Origin of the sequence: Tepidimonas sp. HKU77 (assembly GCF_049728535.1) — a bacterium.
GTDB lineage: Bacteria > Pseudomonadota > Gammaproteobacteria > Burkholderiales > Burkholderiaceae_C > Tepidimonas.
Window position 1 is genome coordinate 1,733,054 of record NZ_CP187300.1, and the last position, 24,453, is coordinate 1,757,506.

A 24,453-nucleotide genomic window follows, 5' to 3' on the forward strand; every position below is an offset into this window, starting at 1 on the left:
CATGAACGCCGTTTTGCAATCGCTGCAACAGTCGCTGGGCCCGCTGCGCGGGCACGGTCAGGCGCTGGCCGCGCCGGTGCTGGTGATGCTGGTGCTGGCCATGCTGGTGTTGCCGCTGCCACCGTGGCTGTTGGATACGTTTTTCACGCTCAATATCGCGATTGCGCTGACCGTGATGATGGTGGCGGCCTACATGCGGCGCGCGCTGGACTTTGCGGTGTTCCCGACCGTGTTGCTGATCACGACGCTGTTGCGGCTGTCGCTCAACGTGGCGTCCACCCGTGTCGTGCTGATGGAGGGGCACACCGGGCCCGGGGCCGCGGGGGCGGTGATCGAGGCCTTCGGGACCTTTTTGATCGGCAGCAACTTCGCGGTCGGTCTGATCGTCTTTCTGATTTTGGTGGTGATCAACTTCATCGTCATCACCAAGGGTGCCGAGCGCATCGCCGAAGTGGGCGCGCGCTTCACGTTGGATGCGATGCCCGGCAAGCAGATGGCCATCGACGCCGACCTCAACGCCGGGCTGATCGATCAGGCCGAAGCCAAGCGCCGGCGTGCCGAGGTCGCCGAGGAGGCGGACTTCTTCGGCAATATGGACGGTGCGTCCAAGTTCGTGCGCGGCGATGCGATCGCCGGGATCTTGATCCTGCTCATCAACATCGTCGGTGGCTTTGCCATCGGCATGCTGCAGCACGACCTGTCGCTGCAGCAGGCGGCGCACACCTACATCACGCTGTCGGTCGGCGACGCGCTGGTGGCACAGGTGCCGGGTCTGCTCATTTCCGTGGCAGCAGCCATGGTGGTCTCGCGCGTGGGCAAGGAAGAGGATCTGGGCGAGCAGATCGTGACCCAGCTCTTCGACTCGCCCAAGGTGCTGGGCGTGACGGCCGGGGTTCTGGGGTTGCTGGGCATCGTGCCGGGGATGCCCAATGGTGTGTTCCTCTTCTTTGCCACGGTGATCGGTTCGGTGGCTTACTGGTTGGCACGCCAACGCCGCCAGCCCTCGCCGCAGGAGCTGGCGGCCCAGCAGGCCGCGCAAGCGCCTGCCGAGACCGAGGCCACCTGGGACGACTTGCAGCCCGTGGATCTGTTGGGGCTGGAGCTGGGCTACCGGCTGATCGCCCTGGTGGACCGCAACCGGCGGGGCGACTTGCTGACCCGTATCAAGGGGGTACGCAAAAAATTCGCGCAAGAGGTGGGCTTTTTGCCTCCACCGGTGCACGTGCGCGACAACCTGGAGCTCAAGCCCAGCGGCTACCGCATCACGCTGCGCGGCGTGGTGGTGGGTGAAGGCGAGGTGTTTCCGGGCCAGTATCTGGCGATCAATCCAGGGCACATCCGCACGCCGCTCATCGGCCAGGCCACCAGCGACCCCGCATTTGGCCTGCCGGCCACCTGGATCGACGAGCGTCAGCGTGAAAGCGCGCAAATGGCGGGCTACACCGTGGTTGATGCCGAGACCGTGTTGGCCACGCATTTGTCACACTTGATGCAGGTCCACGCCGCCAAGCTGCTCAGCCGCACCGAGGTACAGGAACTGGTCGAGCACGTGCGCAAGCTGGCGCCCAAACTGATCGAAGAAGTGATTCCGGCCATGGTGCCCATCGGCGTGTTCCAGAAAGTGCTGCAGTTACTGCTGGAGGAAGGCGTGCACATCCGCGATATCCGTACCATCGTCGAGACGCTGGCCGAGCACGCCGGCCAGACGCAAGACCCGATCGAGCTCACGCGGCGGGTGCGCCAGGCGCTGTCGCCGGCCATCGTGCAGCAGATCTATGGCCCGGTGCAGGAGCTGGAAGTCATTGCCATCGAGCCGGGCCTGGAGCGCCTGTTGACCCAGGCGCTCGGTGGGCAAGGCATGAGCGCGCTCGACCCTGGCATCGCCGACATGCTCACGCAGTCGGCCGCCAAGGTGGCGGCGCGGCAAGAGGAAAGCGGCGTGCCCGCCGTGCTGCTGGTGCCCGACGCCATCCGGCAGGCCATCGCCCGGCTGCTCAAGCGCGCCGCCCCCCGGCTGCAGGTGTTGGCCCACAGCGAAATCCCTGATACCCACACCATTCGCATCGGCCCGATCATTGGAGAGCCCGCATGAACGCGCAACGATTCGTCGCCCCCAACTCGCGCGAGGCCATGGCGCTGGCGCGCGCCGCTTTTGGCGATCACGCCGTGATCCTGTCGAGCCGATCCACCGACGCTGGTTTCGAGGTCGTGGCAACCTCGGAGGAGCAGCTCTCCGCCATCGCCGCGCAGGTGGCTACGCCGGCGGCGCAGGCGAGCCGTGCCACGTTACCGGAGACACCGACGCCACGCTCGGCACGCGCCACACTCGGCCTGCAACAGCGGGCGGCAGCGCAGCTGCCCCCGGTGTCGCCTGACAGCACGGTGGCCCAAGACAGCGAGACGCTGGCCATGAGCACGCTGTCGTTCCAGGAATATGTGCGCGAGCGCATGTTGCGCAAACGGCGCGAGGCGTTGCAGGGCCGTGCGCCCGAGTCGGCGGGCGCCGCGCGGCCCGCCGTGCCTCCGCGGGCGGCGCCCGCCCCCACCGCGGCGCGCGCGCCCGCAGCGCCGGCGCCGCGCGACGACGACGCGATGGTGCTGCCCTTTGGCCGCAGTGCGCCCGCTGCGTCCGCGCCACAGGCGGCGGCCACGCCGCGCCGCGTGCCCGCCGATGACGCGGCCCGCGCCAGCCGGCTCGAGGCACAGCTGGCCGCCATGCAGGCCATGATGGAGGAGCGCTTCCAGACCCTGGCATGGCTGGGGCAGTCGCGCCTCAATCCGATCCAGTCGCCATTGATGCTCAAGTTCATCCGGGCCGGATATTCGCCCACGGTGGCACGTGCCGTTCTCGAGCGCCTGCCGGCCCACTTGGGCGCGGCGGATGCCTGGCGTTGGACGCTGGAAGTGTTGGCGCGCAATCTGCGCGTCGCGCGCGAGCCAGGGCACTTGTGCGACGAGGGTGGCGTCTTTGCGCTCATTGGCTCGACTGGGGTGGGCAAGACCACCACGGCCGCCAAACTGGCCGCGCAATGCGTCAAGGCCTATGGCGCCAACAGCGTGGGCCTGATCTCGCTTGACACCTACCGCGTGGCCGGCTACGAGCAGCTGCGCGCCTACGGACGCATGCTGGGCGTGGTGGCCCACCAGGCCCACGACCGGGCCGCGCTGCAAGACTTGCTGGAGCTGTTGGCCAACAAACGCATGGTCATCATCGACACCGCAGGCCTGGGGCAAAAAGACCCGCGCATCCAGGACATGATGGCGCTGTTGCAAGCACCACAGATTCGCAAGCTGCTGGTGGTCAACGCCGGCAGCCACGGTGACACGCTCGACGAAGTCTTTCAGGCCTACCGTGACACGCCCTTGCATGGCGTGATCCTGTCCAAGGTCGACGAGGCCGCCAAACTGGGGCCGGCGGTGGACGCGCTCATCCGGCACCAAGCCGTGCTGCGCGGGCTGACCACCGGCCAGCGTGTGCCCGAGGACTGGCAGCGTCCCGACGCCGCCGCGCTGGTGCGTCTGTCGATGGGGGGGCGGGGCAAGTCGGCGTTCGACCCCACCAGCGCCGAATTGCCGTTTTTCTTCACCGATCCGGTGCAGTCGGGCTGGCAGCCCGAGGGGGCCGCCCATGCTTGAGCCGATCCGCGACCAAGCGGCAGGCTTGCTGGCGTGGCACCTGCAGCCACCGACGCGCGTGCTGGCCGTGATCGCGGCCGCCCGCGGCTCGGCGTCGTTGGAGTTGTTGTGGCGGCTGCACCAGGGGTGTCAGGCGTTGGGCATGCCGTGCGCCGTGGTCGAGGGCGAACCCGGCCACTGGCCGGAGGACCTGCCGAGCGGCGGCGCGTGGCTGTGGCACGCGCCAGCCAACGAGGTGTTGCGCTGGTGGCCCACCGATGGTGGGCGGCCATTGGTGGCGTTGACGGCCGAGCCGGCGGCGCTCGTGGCGGCCTACCAGGATCTCAAGCGCCTGCACGGCATGGGCCTGCGACCTGTGGTGATCGCCTTACCTGAGCCCAGCGACCATCCGGTACCCGACGTCGCGAGGGGTGGCGAGGCGCCCGCGCCAGGGCCGCTGCAGGCAGCCCTGTCGGCGCTGCGCCGCACCTGCGACAGCCACCTGGGCGTCGCTCCGATGGTCTGGGCGCTGGGGTATGATGCGCGGGGATCGGTCACACCCGAAACCCAGGCCGTGTTGGGCAGAATCCTGGATGCGGCTTGGGTGTTGGAAGCACCGGCTTTTGCGGGGGAGCAACGGCGGCCATGCTGACGTCCAGTCCGGTGCCGATACCGCGGCCGATCCGACCGCCGGAGTTTTCGATGTACACGCCCAAGGGCACGCTCGACCGAGACGCGCAGTTGCGCCAGTATGCGCCGCTGGTGCACCGGCTGGCGCACCTGATGATTGCACGTCTGCCCGCCAGCGTCGAGCTCGACGATTTGATCCAGGTTGGCATGATCGGGCTGACCGAGGCGCTGGCGCGCTATGAGCCGTCGATGGGGGTGCAGTTCGAAACCTTCGCCAGCCAGCGCATCCGCGGGGCCATGCTCGACGAGCTGCGCGATGCCGATTGGATGTCGCGCGGCTCACGCAAACTGCAAAAGGACATCGAGGGCGCGATCCACCGGCTGGAGCAGCGCCTGCAGCGCGCCCCTCGCGAGTCCGAGATCGCGCAAGAGCTGGGCATGTCGCTCGCGGAGTACCACGAAACCCTGTCGCGCATGCGGGGCACGCAGCTGGTCTATCTGGAAGACCTGGGTTCGCGCAGCGAAGACGACGACGGGTTTCTGGATCGCCACTTGCCCGACGATGCCGACCGCAGCCCCGAGGCCATTTTGGCGGACCAGCGCATGCGCGCCGCCTTGGTCGAGGCGATCGGCAAGCTGCCCGAGCGCGAGCAGTACGTCATGAGCATGTACTACGAGCACGACATGAATCTCAAGGAGATCGCGGCCGTGCTAGGCGTCACCGAGTCTCGCGTGAGCCAGCTGCATTCACAGGCGATCGCGCGCTTGCGAGCGCGTCTGCGCGAGCACTGAACCCGTCCCACCGACGGGGCAAGCGCAGACACCCCGTATTCAGCCGTAGCCGCCGCGCCCCGTGGTCGGGCGTGAGCGCCCGAGCTGGGAGTACGCCTGCAGCGCATCCTGCGGCAGCAACTGCGCCAGTGCCATGCGGGTGCTACCCGACAGGCGCGCTTGCAATTCCTGCAATTGCTGCAGCCGGCTGCCGATGTCCTCCAGCAGCCGGGCGGCCTCGGGCGCGGCCGCTTGGCCCGGGGCGCTGCGGCCCCACGCGTCGCGCACGGCCACGAACGCTTGCGCCAGCGCCGCGCACGCGGCCACCCACTGATCGGTGTCCACTTCACCCGCCGCATGGCGCGACGCCAACTGCAGCACATGGCCGAGTTGTTCGTGCGCCTCGCGCAACAGGGTCAGGGGGTCACCGCAGCGGGTGGTCATGTGCATCAAGCGGAGCGGCGCGGGCCCGCTGCCGCCACGCCCAGCAGCTCGCGCGCGCTGCCCAGCAGTTTGTCGGCGATGACCTCGGCGTTGACCGAGAAACTGCCATTCTGGATGGCCGTCCGCATGGCCTCGACCTTGGCGGCATCGAAGCTGTCCGTTCCCGAGCGCGCGATGCCATTCGTCATGGCCTGCGTGACGGGCGAAAACTTGACCGTGGCGCTGACCGCTTCGGCGGGGGAAGCAGGCGCGCCGCGTGCGGACGAACTCACCCCCTCCCCGGTGCGCTGCGTCACCGGAGTCGGCAAACCGAACTTGGATTCAGGCGAGTTGTTGACTTTCATGGCACTCTCCGCTCCCCGGGTAGAGGGGACGCTCGAGAGCTTTATCGGCGGGACGAGCCCGGACTTTACCCCTTTTTCGAGATTTTGTGTGGATTAGAGGGTCAGTACCACCGTTTGGGCATCAAGCACCGTGCCCACCAGGATGCGGCGGTTGGGCAGGCGCACCCGCACGGGCTCGCCGATACGGCCGTGGCCCAGCGCCTCGCCGGTGGCCATCACCACGAAGCCGGGCCCCTCCAGGCGCAGACGCACGGTGCTGCCGGGCTCGAAAACCTGCGGTGCACGCACCACACCGGTGCGCAACACTTGCCCTGCTCCCAGTCCACGCACGGCCTGCAAGCCCTGCCAATCCTGCGGGCGCACCAAGACGGCCTCGCGATACGCGGTCCAGTCAACCTCGGCAGCTTCGGCGTGTTCAGGGCCCAGCGTCTCGCCGGGCGCCACCGGGCGCCGCAGCACCCAGCCGGGACCCCAAACGCGCACATAAATCGGTAAAAAGACGTTCCACGGCGTGGGGCCTTCGGCGCAGCGCAGCCCGATGCGGCTGCGCCCCCACAGGCGGGTACCAGCAGGCAAGTAGGGCTCCACGCGCCGGCACGGGGCCAGTTGCAGGCGCGGGTCGAGCGTGCCCACTTCGATCTCGGCGCGCAGGGGCAAATCCGCCGTCGCGCCCTGGAGCTGCTGTGCGACTTCGCCGTCGAGCCAGCGCCCCATCTGTTCACGCCAAGGGCTCGATCCGACCGGCGCCGACGCCTCGCCCGCCCAACCTGGGGCGGTGGCCAGCCACAGGGCGGCCGCGGCTGCCGCGCACAGCCACGCCCGCACGGCGTGTCGCCAGCCAAGGGGGAGTGGGGTTGCCATATTCACCCCTGCACTGTAGGCGCAGCGCGTGGCGGGCAAAACCCGGAAATGCCAGCCGCGCCCTCGCCTTATCGGCGCTTTGCGTGCCCTCAAGTTTTTGACAATGCAGGCAACGAGGCGGTCTGCGGACCGCGCACCACCATCCGACGACGGGTAGAGGCCGATATGTTCAACCGATGGACCGAGCGCATGGACTTGCTGGGGCAAGCCCTGCAGCTGCGCGCGTACCGGCAGCAGGTCATCGCCAGCAACATCGCCAATGCCGAGACCCCCGGCTACGTGGCGCGCGACTTCGACTTTCGCACTGCGCTGCTGCAGGCCCAGGCACGCGAGCGCGGTGCCACCCTATCGACGGCCAGTGCAGCGGTGCCGTCGGCGTTGCAGGGGCTGGCGGGCAGCGATCCGCGTCACTTGCGCACCGCTGCCGCGGCCGGCGTCACTGACGCCGCGCGCCCCGCCTACACCGTGCGCACCCAGCCGTCGCTGGACCAAAACACGGTCGATCTGGACCAGCAGCGCGCCAACTTCGTGGACAACGCCGTGCAGTACGAGACGACGCTGCGGTTCATCAACGGCCACGTCAAGACGATGCTGGCGGCCATCCAAGGGCAATGACGGGAGATCGCCATGTCGATGTTTCGCATTTTCGACGTCTCGGGCAGCGCCATCAGCGCGCAGGCGCAGCGCCTCAATACGGTGGCGTCCAACCTGGCCAATGCGGATGCGGTCGCGGGCCCGGACGGCCAGGCGTACAAGGCGCGGCAAGTCGTGTTTCAAACGGTGCCGATGGGCGAACCGGCGTCTGCCGGCGTCAAGGTGCGCACCATCGTCGAGAGCGATGCGCCCAACCGGCGCGTCTTCAACCCACACCACCCCAGCGCCGACGCGCAAGGCTATGTCACCTACTCCAACGTCAACCCGGTGGAGGAAATGGTGCACATGATCGCCACGGCGCGCTCGTATCAGAATAACGTCGAGGTCATGAACACGGCCAAGACGCTGCTGCTCAAGACCCTGCAGATGGGCCAGTGATGCCCGCGTGAGGTGACCGCCATGTTCATGACCCCCTTGAGCTCGAGCGCGATCGACGCCTACAACGCGCGCGGCGGCGCGCAGGCCGACTCGATGGACCCGAAGGCCGCGCAGGAGCGCTTCCTCAAGTTGTTCGTCGCGCAGCTCAACAACCAAGACCCGCTCAACCCGCTGGACAACGCGCAGATGACCACCCAAATGGCGCAGATCAACCAGGTGGTCGGTCTGCAGCAGGTCAACGAAACCCTCAAAGGGCTGGCGGCGCAGTTCAACATGGTCGGCTCCATCCAGGGCGCGCAACTGGTGGGCCGTCAGGTGGCCAGCGAGGGCAACGGCCTGGTCGTCAGCGACGGGGTGGCGCGCGGCGCCTTCACGCTGTCCGGCCCGGCCGACAACGTCACCGTCGAGATCCTGGGCGCGGCGGGCGAGGTGCTGGGCACCACCGCCCTCGGGGGGCGCGGCGCGGGGCTGCAGACCTTCGAGTGGCCCCTGGGCGACGTGGAGGCCGACCGGGTGCGCAGCCTGCGCGTGGTCGCCACCCAAGGTGGCCAGGCGGTGTCGGCCACCCCGCTGGCGCTGCACCGCGTGCAGTCGGTCGGTCTGGTCGAGGGCAACCTGCGCCTGCGTACCGATGGCGGGACGCTGGGCTACGACCAAATCCTTGCCTTCCTTTGAATCGCCGTTTTTTCTTTCGATTACCCGCAGGAGCACACCATGAGCTTTGGCACCGGACTCTCAGGCCTGAACGCTGCCAGCAAAAACCTCGACGTCATCGGCCACAACATCGCCAACGCCAATACCACGGGCATGAAGGCCGGGCGCGCCGAGTTCGCCGAGATGTACGCCGCCTCGCTGGGTGCGGCGGGCGGCAGCAACGGCGGGATCGGCGTGAGCGTGGCCACCGTCGCCCAGATGTTCACGCAGGGCAATATCAAGATCACCGGCAACAACCTGGACATGGCGATCAATGGCGAGGGGTTTTTCTCGGTCGAGCTGACCGATGGCTCGATCGCCTACACCCGCAATGGCGAGTTCAAGCTCGACCGCGACGGCAACATCATCACCAACAACGGCGCCAAGTTGCTGGGTTATGCCACCGACACGACCGGTCGGCCCACTTCCGTCGAACCCGTGCCGCTCAATCTGCCCACCGGGAAGAATATCGACCCCAAGGAATCGACCGAGCTCAAGCTCACCATGAACCTGGACGCGCGGGCCGAGGTCGATACGGTCGGCGCGCCGCTGACGCCCGAGAACAAGCAGTACGGCACTTCCCTCAATCTGTACGACACACTGGGTAATGCGGTTCCGGTGCAGATCTACTTCATCAAGACGGCGGCCAATGCATGGGACGCCGTGTCGGTCTACCAGCCGGTCGATCCGCCTGGTCCGGCCGTCGAAACCAATCTCGGAACGATCAACTTCAATCCGACGACTGGGCGTCCCAACCTACCGCTTTCGCTGACGAATATCCAGGTGGCTACCGATGCCATCGCCCCCGGCTTGCCGGCGGACGATATCGATGTCGCGTTGAATTTCGGCGATCCGGCCAACCCCGCGCTGGCCACCGTCACCCAGTTTGGCTCCAAATTCGCCGTCTATGAGGTGTCCCAGGACGGCTACCCTTCGGGTGAGCTGACGTCGATCGCCGTCGGAGAGGACGGCGTGATCACGGCCCGCTACTCCAACGGGGTCAGTCAGGCCAACGGGCAAGTCATGCTGACCCGGTTTCGCAATGTGCAGGGGTTGCAGCCGATCAATGGCGGCTACTGGCAAAAAACGCAGGCGTCCGGAGACCCCATCATTGGCCAGCCGTTGTCGGGCCGATTTGGCCTGATCCGTTCCGGCGCGCTCGAAGAATCCAACGTCGACCTGACGCAGGAGCTCGTGAATATGATCGTCGCGCAGCGCCACTACCAGGCCAACGCGCAGACCATCAAAACACAGGACCAGGTGCAGCAAACGCTGGTCAACTTGCGTTGATCAGTGCCCGAAACCCGCGGAGCGTGAATCATGGACCGCATTCTCTACACTGCCGCGTCCGGGGCCAAGGCCGCCATGCACCGGCACCAGGTCATCGCGCACAACCTGGCCAACGTCACCACGACCGGGTTTCGGGCCGAGCTGTCCACCTTTCGTGCCGTGCCGCTGCGCGGCGAGGGCGCCACGACGCGCGTGCACGCGCTGGAGGCTACCGCCGGGTATTTGGACAAGCCGGGCGCGATGCAGCACACCGGGCGGCCGTTGGACGTGGCGGCGGAAGGCAACGCCTTCTTTGCCATCCAGGCGCTGGATGGCACTGAAGCCTACACCCGCGCCGGCGCGCTGCAAGTCAATGCCCAAGGCACGCTGGTTGGCTTCAACGGCTTACCCATGCTGGACGCGGGCGGTGCGCCGATCCAGGTGCCACCGGGTGCCCAGGTCGGCATCGGGCGCGACGGCACGGTCAGCGCCAAGGTGGGCAACGAAGCCCCGCAGGTGATCGGCCGCCTCAAGCTGGTGACGCCGCCCGAGGGGCAGCGCTTGGTGCGGGGCAATGACGGGCTGTTTCGCGCCCCTGATGGGCAGCCGCTGCCGGCCGACGACGCGGCCCAGCTCGCCGACGGCATGTTGGAGGGCTCCAACGTGGACCCGATCGCGGCGATGGTGGACATGATCGCCGCCACCCGCCAGTACGAGCTGCAGATGCGCATGCTGCAAAACGCCGAGAAGAATGACCAGACCGCCGCCCAGTTGCTGGGGTTGCAGGGCGGCTAACGGAGAACCGACATGATCAATTCGCTGCAGATCGCCAAGACCGGCATGACGGCCCAGCAGACCCAGCTCGACGTCATCTCGCACAACCTGGCCAACGTCGCCACCGCCGGCTTCAAGCGCGGCACCGCGCTGTTCGAGGACCTGATCTACCAAAACCTGCGTCAGGTAGGCGGCAATACCGCCGACAACGCCCAGCTGCCCACCGGCCTGCACATCGGTCTGGGCGTGCGCACCGTCGCCACCGCCCGTACCTACAGCCAGGGCAACCTGCAGCAGACCGACAACAACCTGGACGTCGCCATCAACGGCAACGGTTTTTTCCGGATTCAGTTGCCCGACGGCAGCGTGGCCTACACGCGCGATGGCAGCTTCAAGCTCAACAACCAGGGGCAAATCGTCACCAACCAGGGCTACCTGCTGGTGGACTCGCCCACCGTGCCCGAAAACGCTCGCTCGCTGACCATCGGCAAGGATGGCCAAATTACCGTGTTGGTGCCGGGGCAGGCCCAGCCGCAGGTCATCGGGCAGATCACGCTGGCCAACTTCATCAATCCCGCCGGGCTGGAGCCCATGGGGCAAAACCTGTTCATGGAATCCCAGGCGTCGGGGGCTCCCAACGAGGGCACGCCGGGTGCCGAGGGCTTCGGGCAGGTGATGCAGGGGTTTTTGGAGAGCTCCAACGTCAACGTGGTGCAGGAGCTAGTCAACATGATCCAGACGCAGCGCGCCTACGAGCTTAACTCCAAGGCCGTGACTACCTCCGACCAAATGTTGCAGCGGCTCACGCAGCTGTGATGTCGGGCCTCTGTGCAGGAGCATGATCATGATCGCGCGCTACGGATCGAGCTTCGTATCGGTACTGGCGGCCTGGACGCTGGGCGGCTGTGCCGCCCTGTCGCAAATCCCAGATGTCGACTTGGCCAAACCGCCCGAGGATGGCATTCGCTACCCACGCGTGGCCGCCGATCCGGCGCAGCCGCCCAGCGGGTCGCTGTACGCCACGCAGGCCTATCGCCCCGGATTCGAAGACCACCGCGCGCGCCTGCCTGGCGACGTTGTGACGATCCAGATCACCGAGTCGCTCTCGGCCAGCCAGAGTGCCAAGACCGACGTCAAGCGCGACAGCGGCCTGAGCGCGGGCGTGAGCGCGTTTCCATTTCTGGGGGCATCCACACTGGCAGACTTGAACGCCGGTGCGAAGTCCAGCAACACCTTCAAGGGCGACGGCAAGACGGAGGCGGTCAATACCTTCCGCGGCACCATCACCGCCGTCGTCACCGAGGTACTACCCAACGGACACCTGGTCGTTATCGGCGAGAAGCAGATCGGCGTCAACCAGGCGGTGGACGTGCTGCAGTTCAGCGGGACGGTGGACCCGCGCGCCATCCAGCCCGGCAACGTGGTGCCTTCGACCCAGGTGGCCAACGTGCGCGTGCTCTCGCGCGGGCGGGGCGCGCCGGCCGATGCGCAGACATTTGGCTGGTTGGCGCGCTTCTTTTTGACGCTTTTGCCGTTCTAAAGTTTTTCGACAATCGGTTCACGAGGTGACGAGCGATGAACCGATGGACCCGACTCTTGCGCACCGCCGCCGTGGCGACAGGCCTGGCGGTGGCGGCGCTCACGGTCAGTGCCCAGGCCAGCGGCCGCATCAAGGACGTGGCCAGCGTGCAGGGCGTGCGCAGCAATCAGCTCGTGGGCTATGGCCTGGTCGTGGGGCTGGACGGCACGGGCGACGGCAACAACGTCTATACCGCGCGCAGCCTGTCCAACTTCATGCAGCAAATGGGCATCAGCCTGCCGCCGGGCACCAGGGTGCAGCCGAAAAACGTGGCCGCGGTGCTGGTGACGGCTGAATTGCCCGCGTTTGCCCGGCCAGGGCAGACGATCGATGTCACCGTGTCGTCGGTGGGCAGCGCCAAATCGCTGCGCGGCGGCACGCTGATCCAGACCCCGCTGCGCGGCGCCGACGGCCAAGTCTATGCCCTGGCGCAGGGCAATCTGGTGATCGCCGGGGCGGGTGCCTCGGCTGGCGGCAGCAGCGTTACCGTCAACCACCTCAACGCCGGACGCATCCCCAATGGCGCGCTGGTGGAGCGCACCGTGCCCACGCCGCTGTTGCTAGGCGACGCGGTGACGCTGAGCATCCGCTCCGACGATTTTCAGACTGCTACACGGGTGGCAGCGGCCATCAACCGCGCCATCGGCGACGGCACGGCGCAAGCGCTGGACGGGCGCACGGTACAGGTGCGTGCCCCGCGTGACCCCAACGAGCGCGTGGCGTTTTTGGCCAGCCTGGAGGACTTGCCCATCGAGACCAGCGCGCCGCGCGCGCGCGTGGTGTTCAACCCGCGCACCGGTTCGGTGGTCCTCAATCAGGCGGTCAAACTGTCGCCGGCCGCCATTGCGCACGGCAATCTGTCCATCACCATCACGTCCACGCCGCAGGTCAGCCAGCCGCCGCCGTTTGCCCCGCCGGGCGCGCAGACGGTGGTGACCGAGAAGGCCGACATCCAAGTCCAGCAAGAAGGCGGCAAGTTGCTAGAAGTAGAGGCCTCGGCGCAACTGGCGGACGTGGTGCGCGCGCTCAACAAACTGGGCGCCAACCCGCAGGACTTGCTGGCTATCCTGCAAGCGCTCAAGGCCGCCGGCGCCTTACAGGCTGAGTTGGAGGTGCTCTGATATGGCGCTGCAACCCTTGTCCCCGACGGCTGTGCCCGCGAGCGCGGCGCGCGGGCTGGCGGTCGATGCGCAGGCACTCGACGGTCTGCGCCACGCGGCGGGCCGCGATCCGCAGGCGGCGCTCAAAGAGACCGCTCGTCAGTTCGAGGCGCTGTTCATGCGCGAGCTGCTCAAGTCCATGCGCGAAGCGACGATGAAAAGCGGTCTGGTGGACAACGAGGGCACGGAAATGGGTACCGAGCTGCTCGACGAGCAGTTGGCGCTGAAAATGACGGGCCTGCCCGGGGGCTTGAGCGAGATGATCGAGCGCCAGCTGCGTCAGCAGATGAGTGCGGGGCGCGATTCCAGCCCGCGCGGCGCCGCGGCGCAGGCACCTGCCGTTTCCTCCTCCGCAGCGGCCGACGTTGACGGGGTCGCAGGGGCGGTGCCGCGCCCCACGCCGACTCAGGCCGCGTTCGTTGCCCGCCACCGCGAGGCGGCCCTGCAAGTGGCGCGCGAAACGGGCATCCCGGCGGCGTTCATGATCGGGCAGGCGGCGCACGAAACAGGTTGGGGGCGCAGCGAAATCCGCATGGCCGACGGACGCAACGCGCACAACCTGTTTGGCATCAAGGCTGGCCCCGGCTGGCAGGGCAAGGTGGCGGAGGTCACCACCACCGAATACATCGACGGCCAGCCGCGTAAGTTGGTGCAGCGCTTTCGCGCCTACGACAGCTACGCCGAGGCGTTCCGTGACTACGCGCGCCTGATCAGCCAAAGTCCGCGCTATCAGGCGGTCATGCGCAACCTGCATTCGGCGCAAGCGTTTGCGCAGCATTTGCAGCAGGCCGGCTACGCCACCGACCCGCAGTACGCGGCCAAGCTCAGCCGCGTCATCAACACCACGCTGCACCTGCAGCGCGCCCTGGCCTGATGGGTAAGACGCCATGAGCAGCCTCAACATCGCCACCCGCGCGCTCACCACCAACCAGGCGGTGCTACAGGTCATTGGCCACAACATTGCCAATGCCAACACCGAGGGCTACACACGCCAGCGCGTCGAGCTGCAGGCGGTGGCCGGGCAGTTTCTCGGGGGGGCCTATTTTGGCAAGGGCGTGCAGATCGACAACGTGGTGCGCGAGGGCTACAACGCCTTTTTGACGCGCGAGGCCACCAGCACCAGCAGCATGGCGGCCGCAGACGCGGTACGCTACCGCTACCTGCAGTCGGTCGAAAGCCTTTTTCCGCTGGGCGAAGGCGGGCTGGGCAAACTGCTCAACGATGCGCTCAACGCCTGGGGCGACGTCGCCAGCGCGCCCAATGATACCGCAGCCCGCCAGGTGGTGCTGGACCGTTTCGATGCGCTGACCGCACGGCTGCGTGATACCTCGGCGCGGCTCGACGACATCAGCCAGGGCGCGCGCCTGCAGGCGGTCGAGGAGGCCAATACCGTCAACCGCTTGGCGCAGGCGATCGCCGATATCAACGCCTCGATCGCACGGGTGCGCGGCACGGGCACCGGCCAGCCCAACGATCTGCTGGACCAGCGCGACCGCCTGATCGCCCAGCTGGGCGAAAAAATCCAGGTCACCACGCTCGAAGCCGACGACGGCACGGTGTCGGTGTTCGTGGCGGGCAGCCAGCCCCTGGTGCTGGGCAACCAGGCCGCGCAGCTGCAGGTGGTGCGTGCGGATCTCGACGGCGACCGGCGCGTGCAGTTGCAGTTCAAGCAAGGCAACAGCGTGGCCGACATCCCACAGGCGTTCATCGGGGGTGGCTCGCTCAAAGGGTTGGTGGACTTCATCAACGACGACATCACGCGCACCCAGGCCGAGCTGGGCCGGGTGGCACTGGCGATGGCGGTCGCACTCAACGAGCAGCACCAAAACGGGCGGGATCTGCAAGGCAACTTGGGCACGCCACTGCTGTTGGGATCGGGGCCGTTCAGCGGCGTGGGCGCGGTCACCAACAGCGGCAGCGCGACCGTCACCGCCACCGTGGCCAACGTCAACGATGCGGGGGCGTTACGGCCCGACGACTACTGGTTGACGTTCGTCAGCGCCACCACCGTGACCATCCAGCGCTCCAGCGACGGCCACTACTGGGACGGCACGGGTTGGGTGCCCAGTGCAGCGAGTGCTGTCCCGGTCGGCCCCGGCGTGTTCGAAGGCTTGACGCTGACCCTTTCGGGCGGTACGGTGGGCGACCGCTACGCGCTGCGGCCAGCAGCCACGGCGCTGGGCACCATTGCGCTTGCCATCGACGATCCGGTCAAACTCGCCGCGGCGTCCAACCCGCCCGTGGGCAATGTCCAATTCGACGGCAGCAACGCCCGGGCCATCATGAAGCTGCGCGATAAACTGTTGTTCGACGGTGTTACGCCCTTGTCCGACGGCTATGTCGCGGCGTTTTCTCGGGTGGCCTCGCGGGTCAACCAGGCCAAGACGTCGAGTGAATTTTCGCAGGCGCAGGCGCGCGACGCCGAGCAGCGCCGCGCCAACGAGGCCGGCGTCAACCTGGACGAGGAGGCCGCTCGGCTGCTGCAATTCCAGCAGGCCTATCAGGCCAGCGCCAAATACTTGCAGACGGTGCAGTCTATCTTCGACACGCTGCTGAGCACCTTCCGCTAAAAACCGGGGTCCCATCATGAGCACGTTTCGTGTTGCCACCGCCTATAGCTACGACAACACCATCGCGCGCCTGCAACGGCGCCAGGCGGAACTGGCCGAGCAGCAGGACAAGCTCTCGTCGGGCAAGCGGGTGCGCACCATCAGCGACGACCCAGCGGCTGCGGCGCTGGCCGAGCGCGAGCAGGCGCGCATGCAGCGTGTGCAGGCCGACCAGCGCGCACTGGAGGCGTCGCGCCGCAGCCTCGAGCTGGCGGAGAGCACCTTGGCCACGGTCACCGACCTGTACCACCGTGCCAAAGAGCTTATCGTGCAGGGCGGCAACGGCGCGCTCAATGCCTCGGACCGGCAGGTGATCGCCGAGGAGCTCGACGGCATCCGCGAGCGTATCTTGGCGCTGGCCAATACCAAAGACACGCTTGGGCGGCCCCTGTTTATGGGGTTGGGCGTCGAGGACCCCCAGACGCGCCCGTTCGAGGCAGTCACCGGCGCGCCGCTGCCACTCTATGGCGCCGACGACCGGGCCGTACGGGCTTATGGCGTAGCGGGGCAAGAGCCACCCACCGAGACGTCGCTGCCCACCGGGCTGGATGGGCGGGTCATCTTTGGCTTTTCCTACGACGGCACCACCTATACCCAAGGTAACGACAGTATTTGGGAAACGCTGGACCGCGCCATCTACGCGCTGCGCAACAATACGCTGACCCCGGGCCAACTGAGCACCGAGCTGGGACAGGCCAATAGCAACTTGGCCACACGGCTCGACGCCGTGATGACCGCCCGGGCGCAGCTGGGCGACTGGCTCAACCGTGCGGACTCCATGAAAGCCGCCATGCGCAGCCGTGAGGACTACCACATCGAACAGGCGTCCGAACTGACGGACTTGGACATGGTGGAAGCCATCTCGCGCTTCCAGACGCAGCAGCTGGGCTACCAGGCTGGGCTGTCCTCCTACGCACAGGTGCAGCGACTGTCCCTGTTCCAGTACCTGGCCTAATGGGCTGACGGGGCTGGCGCGCCTTCGGCTACAGTGGCGGGGTGATGCGCCTGAGTCTGCTCGACCGAGCCGTTTTTACCTACCAACCCATCTGGGGCCGCAGCCGCCAGCTGGTCGGCGTGCGCCTGCACGTGCGGCTGCTGGATGACGAGGTCAACGTCCCGCACCTGCTGCACGCGATCGACGACTGGTGGTCGGCGGGGTCGCCGCGGCTGCTGGTGGCGTTGGCCGAGCCGCGCGCGGTGCGACAGGCGCTGGTGGCGTCGGCGCCCGAGCACCTGTGGATCGAGCTGCCGGATGCCGCCCAGCGCGCCCCTGCCGACTGGCGGCACCTGGAAAGCCAGGCGCGGCGCCTGGGCCACCGGCTGGTGCAGCGCCTGCCGCTGGCGCGCGCCCCACGCCCCACGCCGCTGGGCGAGGACGACAGCCTGCGCTACGTGCTACACCTGTGGCCCGAGCAGGCGTCGCAGGCGCTGGCTGTGGTTCCGGCCCCGACTATCGAGGCCGGCCTGCTGCCGGGGCAGATCTACGAGGGCATCGGTCAAGTCGCGCTGGCCGCGCACTGTCTGGATGCCGCGCACGCTTGGGGTGTGGTGGATTGGCCCATCGCCGACGCGCTGGCGCGCCACCCGCGGGGCTCCATCGGCATCGACAAAGGCACCCTGCTGCGCGTGCAGCAGGCGCTGCTGCGCGACGCCTCCACCGAGCGCGTGCTGGTCCTCATCCACAGCGACGCGGTGCTGACCTATCGCTTGCTGCAACTGCTCAACAGCGACGCGTTCGGCCGTGGCCGTGTGTTGCCGTCCGTGCGCCAGGCCATCGGGCTGTTGGGCGAGCGCCGCTTGCGTGATGCCTTGACGCGCTTGCTGGGGCTGGCCGTCGCCGACACCGAGCTGCTGCCGGCCCGCCACACGCTGGCGCTGCGGGCGCGCCTCATGGGGCAACTGATGGACGCCGGCGCACAACAAACCCTGGCCAACGACGTGCTGCTCACCGGGCTGTTTGCCACGTTGGACCAGTGGTTGCGCGTGCCGATGGCGCAGCTGGCCGAGCGCGTGCCGCTGTCCGATGCCGTGCGCGACGCCTTGGTCGAGGGCGCCGGCCCCTACGCACCCTACCTGTCGCTGGCGCAGCGCCTGGCCGACCCGGCACAGTCCCAGGCACTGTCGCTGCTGTGCCAAGAGGTGGGCTTTGCGCTCGAAACCGTCAACACCGCGCTGCTGCGTACGCTGGCGCAGGCGCGATCGTGGGGGTGAGTGGGTGGAGCACCAAAGGCCGAGGGGGCGCTCAACCCAAGGTCTCGGCCTCGAACCCCACCACGCGGCGGCTGTCCCGGCTGAACTCGATGCCCACCAAGTGGATGGGCACGCCCGCGGCGCGGTATTTGGCGGCGTAGTCTTTGGCTTTCAGTTGCGCGAGCGCCTTGCCTTCCGGTTCGAGCTCGACCACTTTGAACTCGAACAGGTAGATGCGCTCCGGGAGCTTCACCGTCAGATCGATGCGGCCCTGGCTCGTGACGTCTTCGGCGATCAAATCCAGCCCGAGCGCTGCGATGTGGCTGTAGAAGACGCTGGCCCAGTAGCCCTCGTACTGCGCGATGGGGTTGTTGCGGTACCAGTCGTGCGGGATGGCGGCAAAGAGCGCCTCGACATGGGCCTTGAGGGCCGATACATCGGCCGCGCGCAACAGGGCCAGCAGGTTCAAGCGGTGGGTAAACGCGCGCTGCGCGTCGAGCCCCAAGCCGGGCAGCAACGCGCTGTTGAGGCTGGTCATCACCTCGCGGTTGGGGTAGCCCAGCTCGTACAGGTGCTGGCCCGGCAGGTATTCCTGCACGCCATGAATCGTCAGGTAGCCCGTCTGAAACAACAGGGCCGTCGGCTCCATGACATCGACATCGAAAGCCGAGAGCAGCTCCAGGCTCGTGTGCTGGCGCGACAGTGCGGGGGAAAAGTAACCCCGCCGCGTCAACACGTGGATCAGAAACGTCGGTGTGCCCGTCTCGAACCAGTAGGGACGAAAGTCGCGCTTGTCAAACAGCAGCAACAAATCGAAAGGGTTGTAGACCGACTCACCCAGCCAGTTGTAGCCGTTGTACCAGCGGCGGATATCGTCGCGATCGAGCCCCTCGAGCTCCGGGGCGAAGACGGTATCGACGTCCGCTTCCGTGTAGCCACAGATGGCCGAGTAGGCCGCATCGACCGTGATGTCGTTGAGGTTGTTCAGGCCCGAGAAGATCGAGACCTTGCTGAACTTGGAAACCCCGGTCAGGAACGCGAACTGGATGTGGGCGTCCTGATCCTTGATGACGGAGTACAGGTTGCGCAAGCCCTCGCGCATGGCGCGGGCGACGTCGGGCTCGGTCAGGTTGTCCAGGATCGGTTTGTCGTATTCATCGACCAAGACGACGGCGCGCTGGCCGTGGCGCTTGACGGCCTGTTGAATCAGGTGGCGAAAGCGCAGGTGGTTGTCAGCGGCTGCGAGTATGTCTAGCCCCAAGCGTTGGGCGTTGGCGTCGAGCTCGTCGGCGATGTGGGCTTCCAACCCTTCGCGGCTGGCGAGCCGCCCCCCACCGAAGCTGATCCGAATGACGGGATGTTTCTTCCCCCAATCCCACTTGTCGTGGCAGTACAGCCCCCGAAAGAGGGGCTCGTTGCCCGCGAAGAGTTCAGCCAGCGTGTCCAAAAACAACGACTTGCCAAAGCGCCGCGGGCGGGAGAGGAAGTAATGCGAGCCGGATTCGATCAGCCGCAGCGCCAGCGGTGTTTTGTCGACGTAGTAGTAATCGTCGCCGCGAATCTTGGCGAAGGTCTGGATGCCGATGGGCAGCTTCTTGCGCTTCATGGCCCCAATTATGCTGGCCTGAGCGGCAGGGGCAGGTGGCATGGCTGGCTCCCCGACCTGGGCTCGAACCAGGGACCTACGGATTAACAGTCCGGCGCTCTACCGACTGAGCTATCGGGGATCGGCAAAGCCGGGATTATATCGAGAAATTCGCGTGGCTCTGACGCGTGCCGCGCACGTCACCGGCACGACAGCCAGGCATGGCACAGACGTGCGTGGCCTCGCACAATGGCGCATCGCCTGCCGCGAGTGGTCCCACCGATGGACGCCGGCGTATCTGGAGTAGGTATGGATCTGCGATTCACCCCCGAAGAGGTCGCGTTTCGCGATGAGGTGCGCGCGTTTTTGCGTGCCAACTTACCGCCCGAGCTGGCCACCAAGGTGCGCCAGGGGCTGCGCTTGACGCGCGACGACATGGCGCGCTGGCATGCGATTTTGCACGCGCGGGGCTGGTTGGCCAGCCACTGGCCGCGCGAGTGGGGTGGGCCGGGCTGGGGTCCGGTGCAGCGTTTCATCTTCGAAAACGAATGCGCGCTCGCGGGTGCGCCGCGCATCGTGCCGTTTGGCGTCAACATGCTGGGGCCGGTGCTGATCCGCTACGGGACCGAGGCCCAGAAGCGCCACTGGCTGCCGCGCATTCTGGACGGCAGTGACTGGTGGTGCCAGGGCTATTCCGAGCCGGGGGCGGGGTCGGATTTGGCATCGCTGCAGACGACCGCGGCGCGCGAGGGCGACCATTACATCGTCAACGGGCAAAAAACGTGGACCACGCTCGGGCACTACGCGAACCGCATGTTCTGTCTGGTGCGCACCGACCGCCAGGCCAAGCCGCAGGAGGGCATCAGCTTCTTGCTGCTGGATCTGGACAGCCCGGGCGTAGAGGTGCGGCCCATCCTGACGCTGGACGGCGAGCACGAGGTCAACGAGGTATTTCTGAGCAACGTGCGCGTGCCGCTGGATCGGCTGGTCGGCGCCGAAAACCAGGGCTGGACGATCGCCAAATACTTGCTGACCTACGAGCGCACCAACATCGCTGGTGTGGGGTTGTCGCTGGCCGCGCTGCAGCGGCTCAAGGTCATCGCGCGGGCGGTGCACAAGGGGGGCAGGCCCCTGATCGAAGACCCGCTGTTCGCGGCGCGCCTGGCGCGGGTCGAGATCGACTTGGATAACCTCCAGACCACCCAATTGCGGGTGCTGGCCGCAGTGGCTGGCGGTGGGGCGCCGGGGCCGGAGAGTTCGTTGCTCAAGATTTTGGGTACGCAGATCCGGCAGGAGATCCAGAGCCTCATGCGCCGCGCCGTCGGGGTGTATGCCCTGCCCTGGATCGACGAGGCGCTGACGCTGGAGGGGGCCGATCAGGCGGTCGGGCCGCCCGGGGCGGCCAGTGCCGCGACGCAATATTTCAACCTGCGCAAGCTGTCGATCTTCGGCGGCTCCAACGAGATTCAAAAAAACATCATCGCCAAGGCGGTGCTGGGGCTTTGACGGGGGTGCGACATGGATTTTTCGCTGACCGATGACCAGCGTATGCTGGCCGATTCGCTGCAACGCTACCTCGCGCAGCGCTATCCTTTGGCACGTCGGCACGCCGCGTCCGCATCGCCGCTGGGGTACGACGCGCAGGTGTGGCGCGACTTGGTGGAGCTGGGCGCGGTGGCGGCGCTGTTGCCACCTGAGGTGGACGGGCTGGGCGGCGGGGGCTTCGACATCATGACGGTCTTTGAGTGCGTCGGGCGAGCCTTGGTGGTCGAGCCGTTGCTGGGTTCGCTGGTGGTGGGGCAGATGCTGGCCCACGCCGATGCGTCAGCGCTCAGAGACCCGCTGCTGGTGGATATCGCCCAGGGCGCGGTGGTGGCGCTGGCGCACCACGAGCCCGATGGGCCCGTCGAGCCGACCGCCATCGCCACCACGGCGCAGCGCGATGCCGGCGGCTGGGTGCTCGATGGCCACAAAGCCGTGGTGCCCCATGGCGGGCAGGCCAGCGGTTGGCTGGTCTCGGCGCGACTCGGTGGTGGGGCGCGGGACGCCGAGGGGCTGGCACTGTTTTGGGTGCCCCGCAGCGCGCCCGGCGTGACGGTGCGAGCCTATCGGCGCGTCGATGGTGGAGCCGCCGCTGATCTGGTGCTGTCGGCCGTGCCGCTGCCCATCGATGCGCGGGTGGTGGGGCCCGCGCACGCCGCGCCCGTGCTGGCCCACGGGCTGGCGTGTGGCACCCTGGCTTTGTGCGCCGAGGGGCTGGGTGCCATGGAGGCGGCCTTTGCCATGACGCGCGAGTATTTGCAAACGCGCCGTCAATTCGGGCGCCCCATCGGCAGCTTTCAAGCCCTGCAGCACCGGGCGGTGGATCTGTGGATGGCGGTGCAGCAAGCGCGCTCGGCCGTCATCAACGCGGCAGCCGCGCTCGATGATGGCGATACGCATGAACGCGACCGACGCATCGCTGCCGCGAAGGTCACCATCGGGCGCAGCGGGATTCAGTTGGCCGAGGAGAGCATCCAACTCCACGGTGGCATGGGCATGACCTGGGAGCTGCCGCTGGCGCACTACGCCAAACGCCTGGTCATGATCGACCACGAATACGGCGACGAAGATCACCACTTGGCGCGCTTCATGGCCCTCAGCCGCGAGCGTGAGGCGCGGGGGTGAGCGCACCGGTCCGAAGCGCCGGAAACCCGGCTGTCGTGGGACGATCCACCTGCCATGCGTATCGCCGCGACCCCGAAGTCAACCCGTTCGCGAGGGCGCTGGCGTTGGCCTGTGCCCTTGGGGGGCGGCGTCGCTGGCATGCATGGTATCGGGCGGAGCAACTGCCCGCGATCGTGGAACTGCTGCAACGATGGCAAGGACTGGCCACTGGCATGCCCGGCTGGATGCCGCGCAACGCCGCTGGTGCGCGTGCTGTGGGCGCGCACCTGGCGCTCGCCCGATCCCGAACTCGCCGCCTACCAGGATGCACTGTGGCGTGCAGGGTGCCGCTGGTTGGCCGATTGGCACGAGCGGCAGGCCACACCCGAGCAACGCGCCCGCGCCGTGTCCCGGTTGCAGGCGTATGAGCGCGAGGTCCGGGCCCTGTTGAACGACCGCGGTATCGATGACCGCGCGATCGGTGTCGCCAGCCGGCCATGAAAAAACCCGCTGAGGCGGAAACGTCCCCAGCGGGTTTTTTGCCGACTCGCCGGGGGCATCGCCCCCGCGAGTGGTCAGGATGTGATGTGCCGTGGTCGGCTGCTCACATGTCCATACCCATGCCGCCCATGCCGCCGCCAGCCGGCGCCGGGGTTTCGGCCTTGGGCGTTTCGGCAACCATGCACTCGGTGGTCAGCATCAGGCCAGCCACCGACGCCGCGTTTTGCAGCGCGGTGCGGGTCACCTTGGTCGGGTCCAGAATACCCATCTCGATCATGTCGCCATAGGTGTCGTTGGCGGCGTTGAAGCCGAAGTTGCCCTTGCCTTCGAGCACTTTGTTGATCACGACCGAGGGCTCGCCACCGGCGTTGGCCACGATCTCGCGCAGGGGCGCTTCGACGGCCTTCATCACCAGTTTGATACCCGCGTCTTGATCGGGGTTGGCGCCCTTGAGCTCACCCACGGCCTGACGGGCGCGCAGCAGCGCCACGCCACCGCCGGGCACGATGCCCTCTTCGACTGCGGCACGGGTGGCGTGCAGCGCGTCTTCGACACGGGCCTTCTTCTCCTTCATTTCGACCTCGGTGGCCGCCCCCACCTTGATCACCGCCACACCGCCGGCCAGCTTGGCCACGCGCTCTTGCAGCTTCTCGCGGTCGTAATCGCTGGTGGCTTCTTCGATCTGCACGCGGATCTGCTTGACGCGCGCCTCGATGTCCTCGGCCTTGCCCGCGCCGTCGATGATGGTGGTGTTTTCCTTGGCCACTTCGACGCGCTTGGCCTGACCCAGGTCAGCCAGCGTGACTTTCTCGAGCGTGAGGCCAACTTCTTCGGCGATGACCTTGCCGCCGGTCAGGATGGCGATGTCCTCCAGCATGGCCTTGCGGCGATCGCCGAAGCCCGGGGCCTTGACCGCGCACACCTTCAGGATGCCGCGGATGGTGTTGACCACCAGCGTGGCCAGCGCCTCGCCTTCGACGTCCTCGGCAATGATCAGCAGCGGACGGCCGGCCTTGGCCACTTGCTCCAGCGCGGGCAGCAGGTCGCGAATGTTGCTGATCTTCTTGTCGTGCAGCAGGACGTACGGGTTCTCCAGCACGCAGACCTGCTTGTCCGGGTTGTTGATGAAGTAGGGCGACAGATAGCCGCGGTCGAACTGCATGCCTTCGACGACATCCAGCTCGTTTTGCAGGCTCTTGCCGTCTTCGACGGTGATCACGCCTTCCTTGCCGACCTTGTCCATCGCATCGGCGATGATCTGGCCGATCGACTCGTCGCTGTTGGCCGAGATGGCGCCGACCTGGGCGATTTCCTTGCTGGTGGTGGTGGGCTTGCTGATCTTCTTGAGCTCGGCCACCAGCGCCTCGACGGCCTTGTCGATGCCGCGCTTGAGGTCCATCGGGTTCATGCCAGCGGCGACGTACTTCATGCCCTCACGCACGATGGCCTGGGCCAGCACGGTCGCGGTGGTGGTGCCGTCACCAGCGTTGTCGCTGGTCTTGGACGCCACTTCCTTGACCATCTGGGCGCCCATGTTCTGCAGCTTGTCCTTGAGCTCGATTTCCTTGGCGACCGACACACCGTCCTTGGTCACGGTGGGGGCGCCGAACGAGCGCTCGAGCACCACGTTGCGGCCCTTGGGGCCCAGGGTCACTTTGACGGCGTTGGCCAGGATGTTCACACCCTCGACCATGCGATGGCGCGCATCAGCGCCGAAAACCACGTCTTTGGCTGCCATAGTTCAGATTCC

Annotated in this window: 24 protein-coding genes and 1 tRNA gene; 19 read left to right on the forward strand and 6 right to left on the reverse strand. The window is 67.1% G+C overall.

The window, feature by feature from the left end; genetic code table 11:
* The first annotated feature begins 1 nt into the window (after position 1).
* From flhA to ACPP3B_RS08345, 4 genes are read left to right on the forward strand one after another with little or no spacing between them, the layout of a single operon-like run.
* Positions 2-2,092 (forward strand): flagellar biosynthesis protein FlhA, encoded by a 2,091-nt coding sequence (flhA, locus tag ACPP3B_RS08330; protein WP_424858690.1) that lies wholly within the window; start codon positions 2-4, stop codon positions 2,090-2,092.
* Complete coding sequence (gene flhF / locus ACPP3B_RS08335; RefSeq protein ID WP_424858691.1) at positions 2,089-3,636, forward strand: flagellar biosynthesis protein FlhF; 1,548 nt, start codon at positions 2,089-2,091, stop codon at positions 3,634-3,636. The genes flhA and flhF overlap by 4 nt, the downstream gene beginning before the upstream one ends.
* Positions 3,629-4,267: a hypothetical protein gene (locus ACPP3B_RS08340; RefSeq protein ID WP_424858692.1), complete on the forward strand. Its 639-nt coding sequence runs from the start codon at positions 3,629-3,631 to the stop codon at positions 4,265-4,267. The genes flhF and ACPP3B_RS08340 overlap by 8 nt, the downstream gene beginning before the upstream one ends.
* 50 nt (positions 4,268-4,317) lie before the next feature.
* Positions 4,318-5,037, forward strand: a complete 720-nt coding sequence (locus tag ACPP3B_RS08345) for an RNA polymerase sigma factor FliA (protein ID WP_058615667.1) — start codon at positions 4,318-4,320, stop codon at positions 5,035-5,037.
* Positions 5,038-5,076: 39 nt separating this feature from the next.
* Here ACPP3B_RS08345 and ACPP3B_RS08350 read toward each other — a convergent pair whose 3' ends face one another.
* From ACPP3B_RS08350 to flgA, 3 genes are all read right to left on the reverse strand, one after another.
* A complete protein-coding gene (locus tag ACPP3B_RS08350; protein ID WP_424858693.1) occupies positions 5,077-5,460 on the reverse strand; it encodes a hypothetical protein in 384 nt (127 codons plus the stop codon).
* A gap of 5 nt (positions 5,461-5,465) precedes the next feature.
* Positions 5,466-5,804, reverse strand: a complete 339-nt coding sequence (gene flgM / locus ACPP3B_RS08355) for a flagellar biosynthesis anti-sigma factor FlgM (protein ID WP_424858694.1) — start codon at positions 5,802-5,804, stop codon at positions 5,466-5,468.
* Between the two features lie 93 nt (positions 5,805-5,897).
* Entirely contained in the window at positions 5,898-6,665 is a 768-nt protein-coding gene (gene flgA, locus ACPP3B_RS08360) for a flagellar basal body P-ring formation chaperone FlgA (RefSeq protein WP_424858695.1), read from the reverse strand.
* Positions 6,666-6,830: 165 nt separating this feature from the next.
* On the opposite strand from flgA, the gene flgB reads away from it, so the two are divergent.
* Genes flgB through ACPP3B_RS08420 form a run of 12 tightly spaced genes read left to right on the forward strand, consistent with a single transcriptional unit; the run spans position 6,831 to position 17,992 of the window.
* The gene (gene flgB, locus ACPP3B_RS08365) at positions 6,831-7,280 is read left to right on the forward strand and encodes a flagellar basal body rod protein FlgB (protein ID WP_058615671.1); all 450 of its coding nucleotides are present in this window, start codon (positions 6,831-6,833) and stop codon (positions 7,278-7,280) included.
* Between the two features lie 12 nt (positions 7,281-7,292).
* Positions 7,293-7,697, forward strand: a complete 405-nt coding sequence (flgC, locus tag ACPP3B_RS08370; RefSeq protein WP_058615672.1) for a flagellar basal body rod protein FlgC — start codon at positions 7,293-7,295, stop codon at positions 7,695-7,697.
* A gap of 21 nt (positions 7,698-7,718) precedes the next feature.
* Positions 7,719-8,372, forward strand: coding sequence for a flagellar hook assembly protein FlgD (locus tag ACPP3B_RS08375; protein WP_424858696.1), 654 nt, complete (start codon positions 7,719-7,721; stop codon positions 8,370-8,372).
* 39 nt (positions 8,373-8,411) lie between these two features.
* Positions 8,412-9,680: a flagellar hook protein FlgE gene (gene flgE, locus ACPP3B_RS08380; protein ID WP_299018856.1), complete on the forward strand. Its 1,269-nt coding sequence runs from the start codon at positions 8,412-8,414 to the stop codon at positions 9,678-9,680.
* 30 nt (positions 9,681-9,710) lie between these two features.
* Positions 9,711-10,454 carry a flagellar basal-body rod protein FlgF gene (flgF, locus tag ACPP3B_RS08385; RefSeq protein ID WP_299018854.1) on the forward strand — a complete coding sequence of 248 codons (744 nt, stop codon included), beginning with the start codon at positions 9,711-9,713 and terminating at the stop codon, positions 10,452-10,454.
* Positions 10,455-10,466: 12 nt separating this feature from the next.
* Positions 10,467-11,249, forward strand: a complete 783-nt coding sequence (flgG, locus tag ACPP3B_RS08390) for a flagellar basal-body rod protein FlgG (RefSeq protein ID WP_058615675.1) — start codon at positions 10,467-10,469, stop codon at positions 11,247-11,249.
* A gap of 28 nt (positions 11,250-11,277) precedes the next feature.
* On the forward strand, positions 11,278-11,973 hold the full coding sequence (locus tag ACPP3B_RS08395) for a flagellar basal body L-ring protein FlgH (RefSeq protein ID WP_201022714.1): 696 nt from the start codon (positions 11,278-11,280) through the stop codon (positions 11,971-11,973).
* 35 nt (positions 11,974-12,008) lie between these two features.
* Positions 12,009-13,133 (forward strand): flagellar basal body P-ring protein FlgI, encoded by a 1,125-nt coding sequence (locus ACPP3B_RS08400; protein ID WP_424858697.1) that lies wholly within the window; start codon positions 12,009-12,011, stop codon positions 13,131-13,133.
* Position 13,134: 1 nt separating this feature from the next.
* Entirely contained in the window at positions 13,135-14,046 is a 912-nt protein-coding gene (gene flgJ, locus ACPP3B_RS08405) for a flagellar assembly peptidoglycan hydrolase FlgJ (RefSeq protein WP_058615678.1), read from the forward strand.
* 13 nt (positions 14,047-14,059) lie between these two features.
* Positions 14,060-15,742 carry a flagellar hook-associated protein FlgK gene (flgK, locus tag ACPP3B_RS08410; RefSeq protein ID WP_299018851.1) on the forward strand — a complete coding sequence of 561 codons (1,683 nt, stop codon included), beginning with the start codon at positions 14,060-14,062 and terminating at the stop codon, positions 15,740-15,742.
* 16 nt (positions 15,743-15,758) lie between these two features.
* The gene (flgL, locus tag ACPP3B_RS08415) at positions 15,759-16,736 is read left to right on the forward strand and encodes a flagellar hook-associated protein FlgL (RefSeq protein WP_299018850.1); all 978 of its coding nucleotides are present in this window, start codon (positions 15,759-15,761) and stop codon (positions 16,734-16,736) included.
* A 44-nt stretch (positions 16,737-16,780) separates the two neighbouring features.
* On the forward strand, positions 16,781-17,992 hold the full coding sequence (locus ACPP3B_RS08420; RefSeq protein ID WP_424860169.1) for an HDOD domain-containing protein: 1,212 nt from the start codon (positions 16,781-16,783) through the stop codon (positions 17,990-17,992).
* 31 nt (positions 17,993-18,023) lie between these two features.
* On the opposite strand, the gene ACPP3B_RS08425 is transcribed toward ACPP3B_RS08420, so the two are convergent.
* Positions 18,024-19,577 (reverse strand): ATP-binding protein, encoded by a 1,554-nt coding sequence (locus ACPP3B_RS08425; protein ID WP_424858698.1) that lies wholly within the window; start codon positions 19,575-19,577, stop codon positions 18,024-18,026.
* A 45-nt stretch (positions 19,578-19,622) separates the two neighbouring features.
* A tRNA-Asn gene (locus tag ACPP3B_RS08430) sits at positions 19,623-19,698 on the reverse strand.
* A 167-nt stretch (positions 19,699-19,865) separates the two neighbouring features.
* Between ACPP3B_RS08430 and ACPP3B_RS08435 the strand changes: the two genes are divergently transcribed.
* The 3 genes from ACPP3B_RS08435 (at position 19,866) to ACPP3B_RS08445 (ending at position 22,703) form a co-directional block, all read left to right on the forward strand.
* Positions 19,866-21,062: an acyl-CoA dehydrogenase family protein gene (locus tag ACPP3B_RS08435; RefSeq protein ID WP_424858699.1), complete on the forward strand. Its 1,197-nt coding sequence runs from the start codon at positions 19,866-19,868 to the stop codon at positions 21,060-21,062.
* 12 nt (positions 21,063-21,074) lie between these two features.
* A complete protein-coding gene (locus tag ACPP3B_RS08440) occupies positions 21,075-22,223 on the forward strand; it encodes an acyl-CoA dehydrogenase family protein (protein WP_424858700.1) in 1,149 nt (382 codons plus the stop codon).
* A 243-nt stretch (positions 22,224-22,466) separates the two neighbouring features.
* Positions 22,467-22,703 carry a hypothetical protein gene (locus ACPP3B_RS08445; RefSeq protein WP_058615685.1) on the forward strand — a complete coding sequence of 79 codons (237 nt, stop codon included), beginning with the start codon at positions 22,467-22,469 and terminating at the stop codon, positions 22,701-22,703.
* Between the two features lie 103 nt (positions 22,704-22,806).
* Here ACPP3B_RS08445 and groL read toward each other — a convergent pair whose 3' ends face one another.
* Positions 22,807-24,441 carry a chaperonin GroEL gene (gene groL / locus ACPP3B_RS08450; RefSeq protein WP_299019547.1) on the reverse strand — a complete coding sequence of 545 codons (1,635 nt, stop codon included), beginning with the start codon at positions 24,439-24,441 and terminating at the stop codon, positions 22,807-22,809.
* Positions 24,442-24,453 lie beyond the last annotated feature (12 nt).

Bases quoted from the DNA above. Each gene is read 5' to 3' on its own strand.
- flgJ (WP_058615678.1), top strand. From the start codon at position 13,135: ATGGCGCTGCAACCCTTGTCCCCGACGGCTGTGCCCGCGAGCGCGGCG.
- flgE (WP_299018856.1), top strand. From the start codon at position 8,412: ATGAGCTTTGGCACCGGACTCTCAGGCCTGAACGCTGCCAGCAAAAAC.
- flgM (WP_424858694.1), bottom strand. From the start codon at position 5,804: ATGAAAGTCAACAACTCGCCTGAATCCAAGTTCGGTTTGCCGACTCCG.
- flgC (WP_058615672.1), top strand. From the start codon at position 7,293: ATGTCGATGTTTCGCATTTTCGACGTCTCGGGCAGCGCCATCAGCGCG.
- ACPP3B_RS08425 (WP_424858698.1), bottom strand. From the start codon at position 19,577: ATGAAGCGCAAGAAGCTGCCCATCGGCATCCAGACCTTCGCCAAGATT.
- ACPP3B_RS08435 (WP_424858699.1), top strand. From the start codon at position 19,866: ATGGATCTGCGATTCACCCCCGAAGAGGTCGCGTTTCGCGATGAGGTG.
- groL (WP_299019547.1), bottom strand. From the start codon at position 24,441: ATGGCAGCCAAAGACGTGGTTTTCGGCGCTGATGCGCGCCATCGCATG.
- flhF (WP_424858691.1), top strand. From the start codon at position 2,089: ATGAACGCGCAACGATTCGTCGCCCCCAACTCGCGCGAGGCCATGGCG.
- flgA (WP_424858695.1), bottom strand. From the start codon at position 6,665: ATGGCAACCCCACTCCCCCTTGGCTGGCGACACGCCGTGCGGGCGTGG.
- flgB (WP_058615671.1), top strand. From the start codon at position 6,831: ATGTTCAACCGATGGACCGAGCGCATGGACTTGCTGGGGCAAGCCCTG.
- flgG (WP_058615675.1), top strand. From the start codon at position 10,467: ATGATCAATTCGCTGCAGATCGCCAAGACCGGCATGACGGCCCAGCAG.
- ACPP3B_RS08375 (WP_424858696.1), top strand. From the start codon at position 7,719: ATGTTCATGACCCCCTTGAGCTCGAGCGCGATCGACGCCTACAACGCG.
- ACPP3B_RS08395 (WP_201022714.1), top strand. From the start codon at position 11,278: ATGATCGCGCGCTACGGATCGAGCTTCGTATCGGTACTGGCGGCCTGG.
- flgK (WP_299018851.1), top strand. From the start codon at position 14,060: ATGAGCAGCCTCAACATCGCCACCCGCGCGCTCACCACCAACCAGGCG.
- ACPP3B_RS08350 (WP_424858693.1), bottom strand. From the start codon at position 5,460: ATGACCACCCGCTGCGGTGACCCCCTGACCCTGTTGCGCGAGGCGCAC.
- ACPP3B_RS08345 (WP_058615667.1), top strand. From the start codon at position 4,318: ATGTACACGCCCAAGGGCACGCTCGACCGAGACGCGCAGTTGCGCCAG.
- flgL (WP_299018850.1), top strand. From the start codon at position 15,759: ATGAGCACGTTTCGTGTTGCCACCGCCTATAGCTACGACAACACCATC.
- ACPP3B_RS08340 (WP_424858692.1), top strand. From the start codon at position 3,629: ATGCTTGAGCCGATCCGCGACCAAGCGGCAGGCTTGCTGGCGTGGCAC.
- flgF (WP_299018854.1), top strand. From the start codon at position 9,711: ATGGACCGCATTCTCTACACTGCCGCGTCCGGGGCCAAGGCCGCCATG.
- ACPP3B_RS08420 (WP_424860169.1), top strand. From the start codon at position 16,781: ATGCGCCTGAGTCTGCTCGACCGAGCCGTTTTTACCTACCAACCCATC.
- flhA (WP_424858690.1), top strand. From the start codon at position 2: ATGAACGCCGTTTTGCAATCGCTGCAACAGTCGCTGGGCCCGCTGCGC.
- ACPP3B_RS08440 (WP_424858700.1), top strand. From the start codon at position 21,075: ATGGATTTTTCGCTGACCGATGACCAGCGTATGCTGGCCGATTCGCTG.
- ACPP3B_RS08400 (WP_424858697.1), top strand. From the start codon at position 12,009: ATGAACCGATGGACCCGACTCTTGCGCACCGCCGCCGTGGCGACAGGC.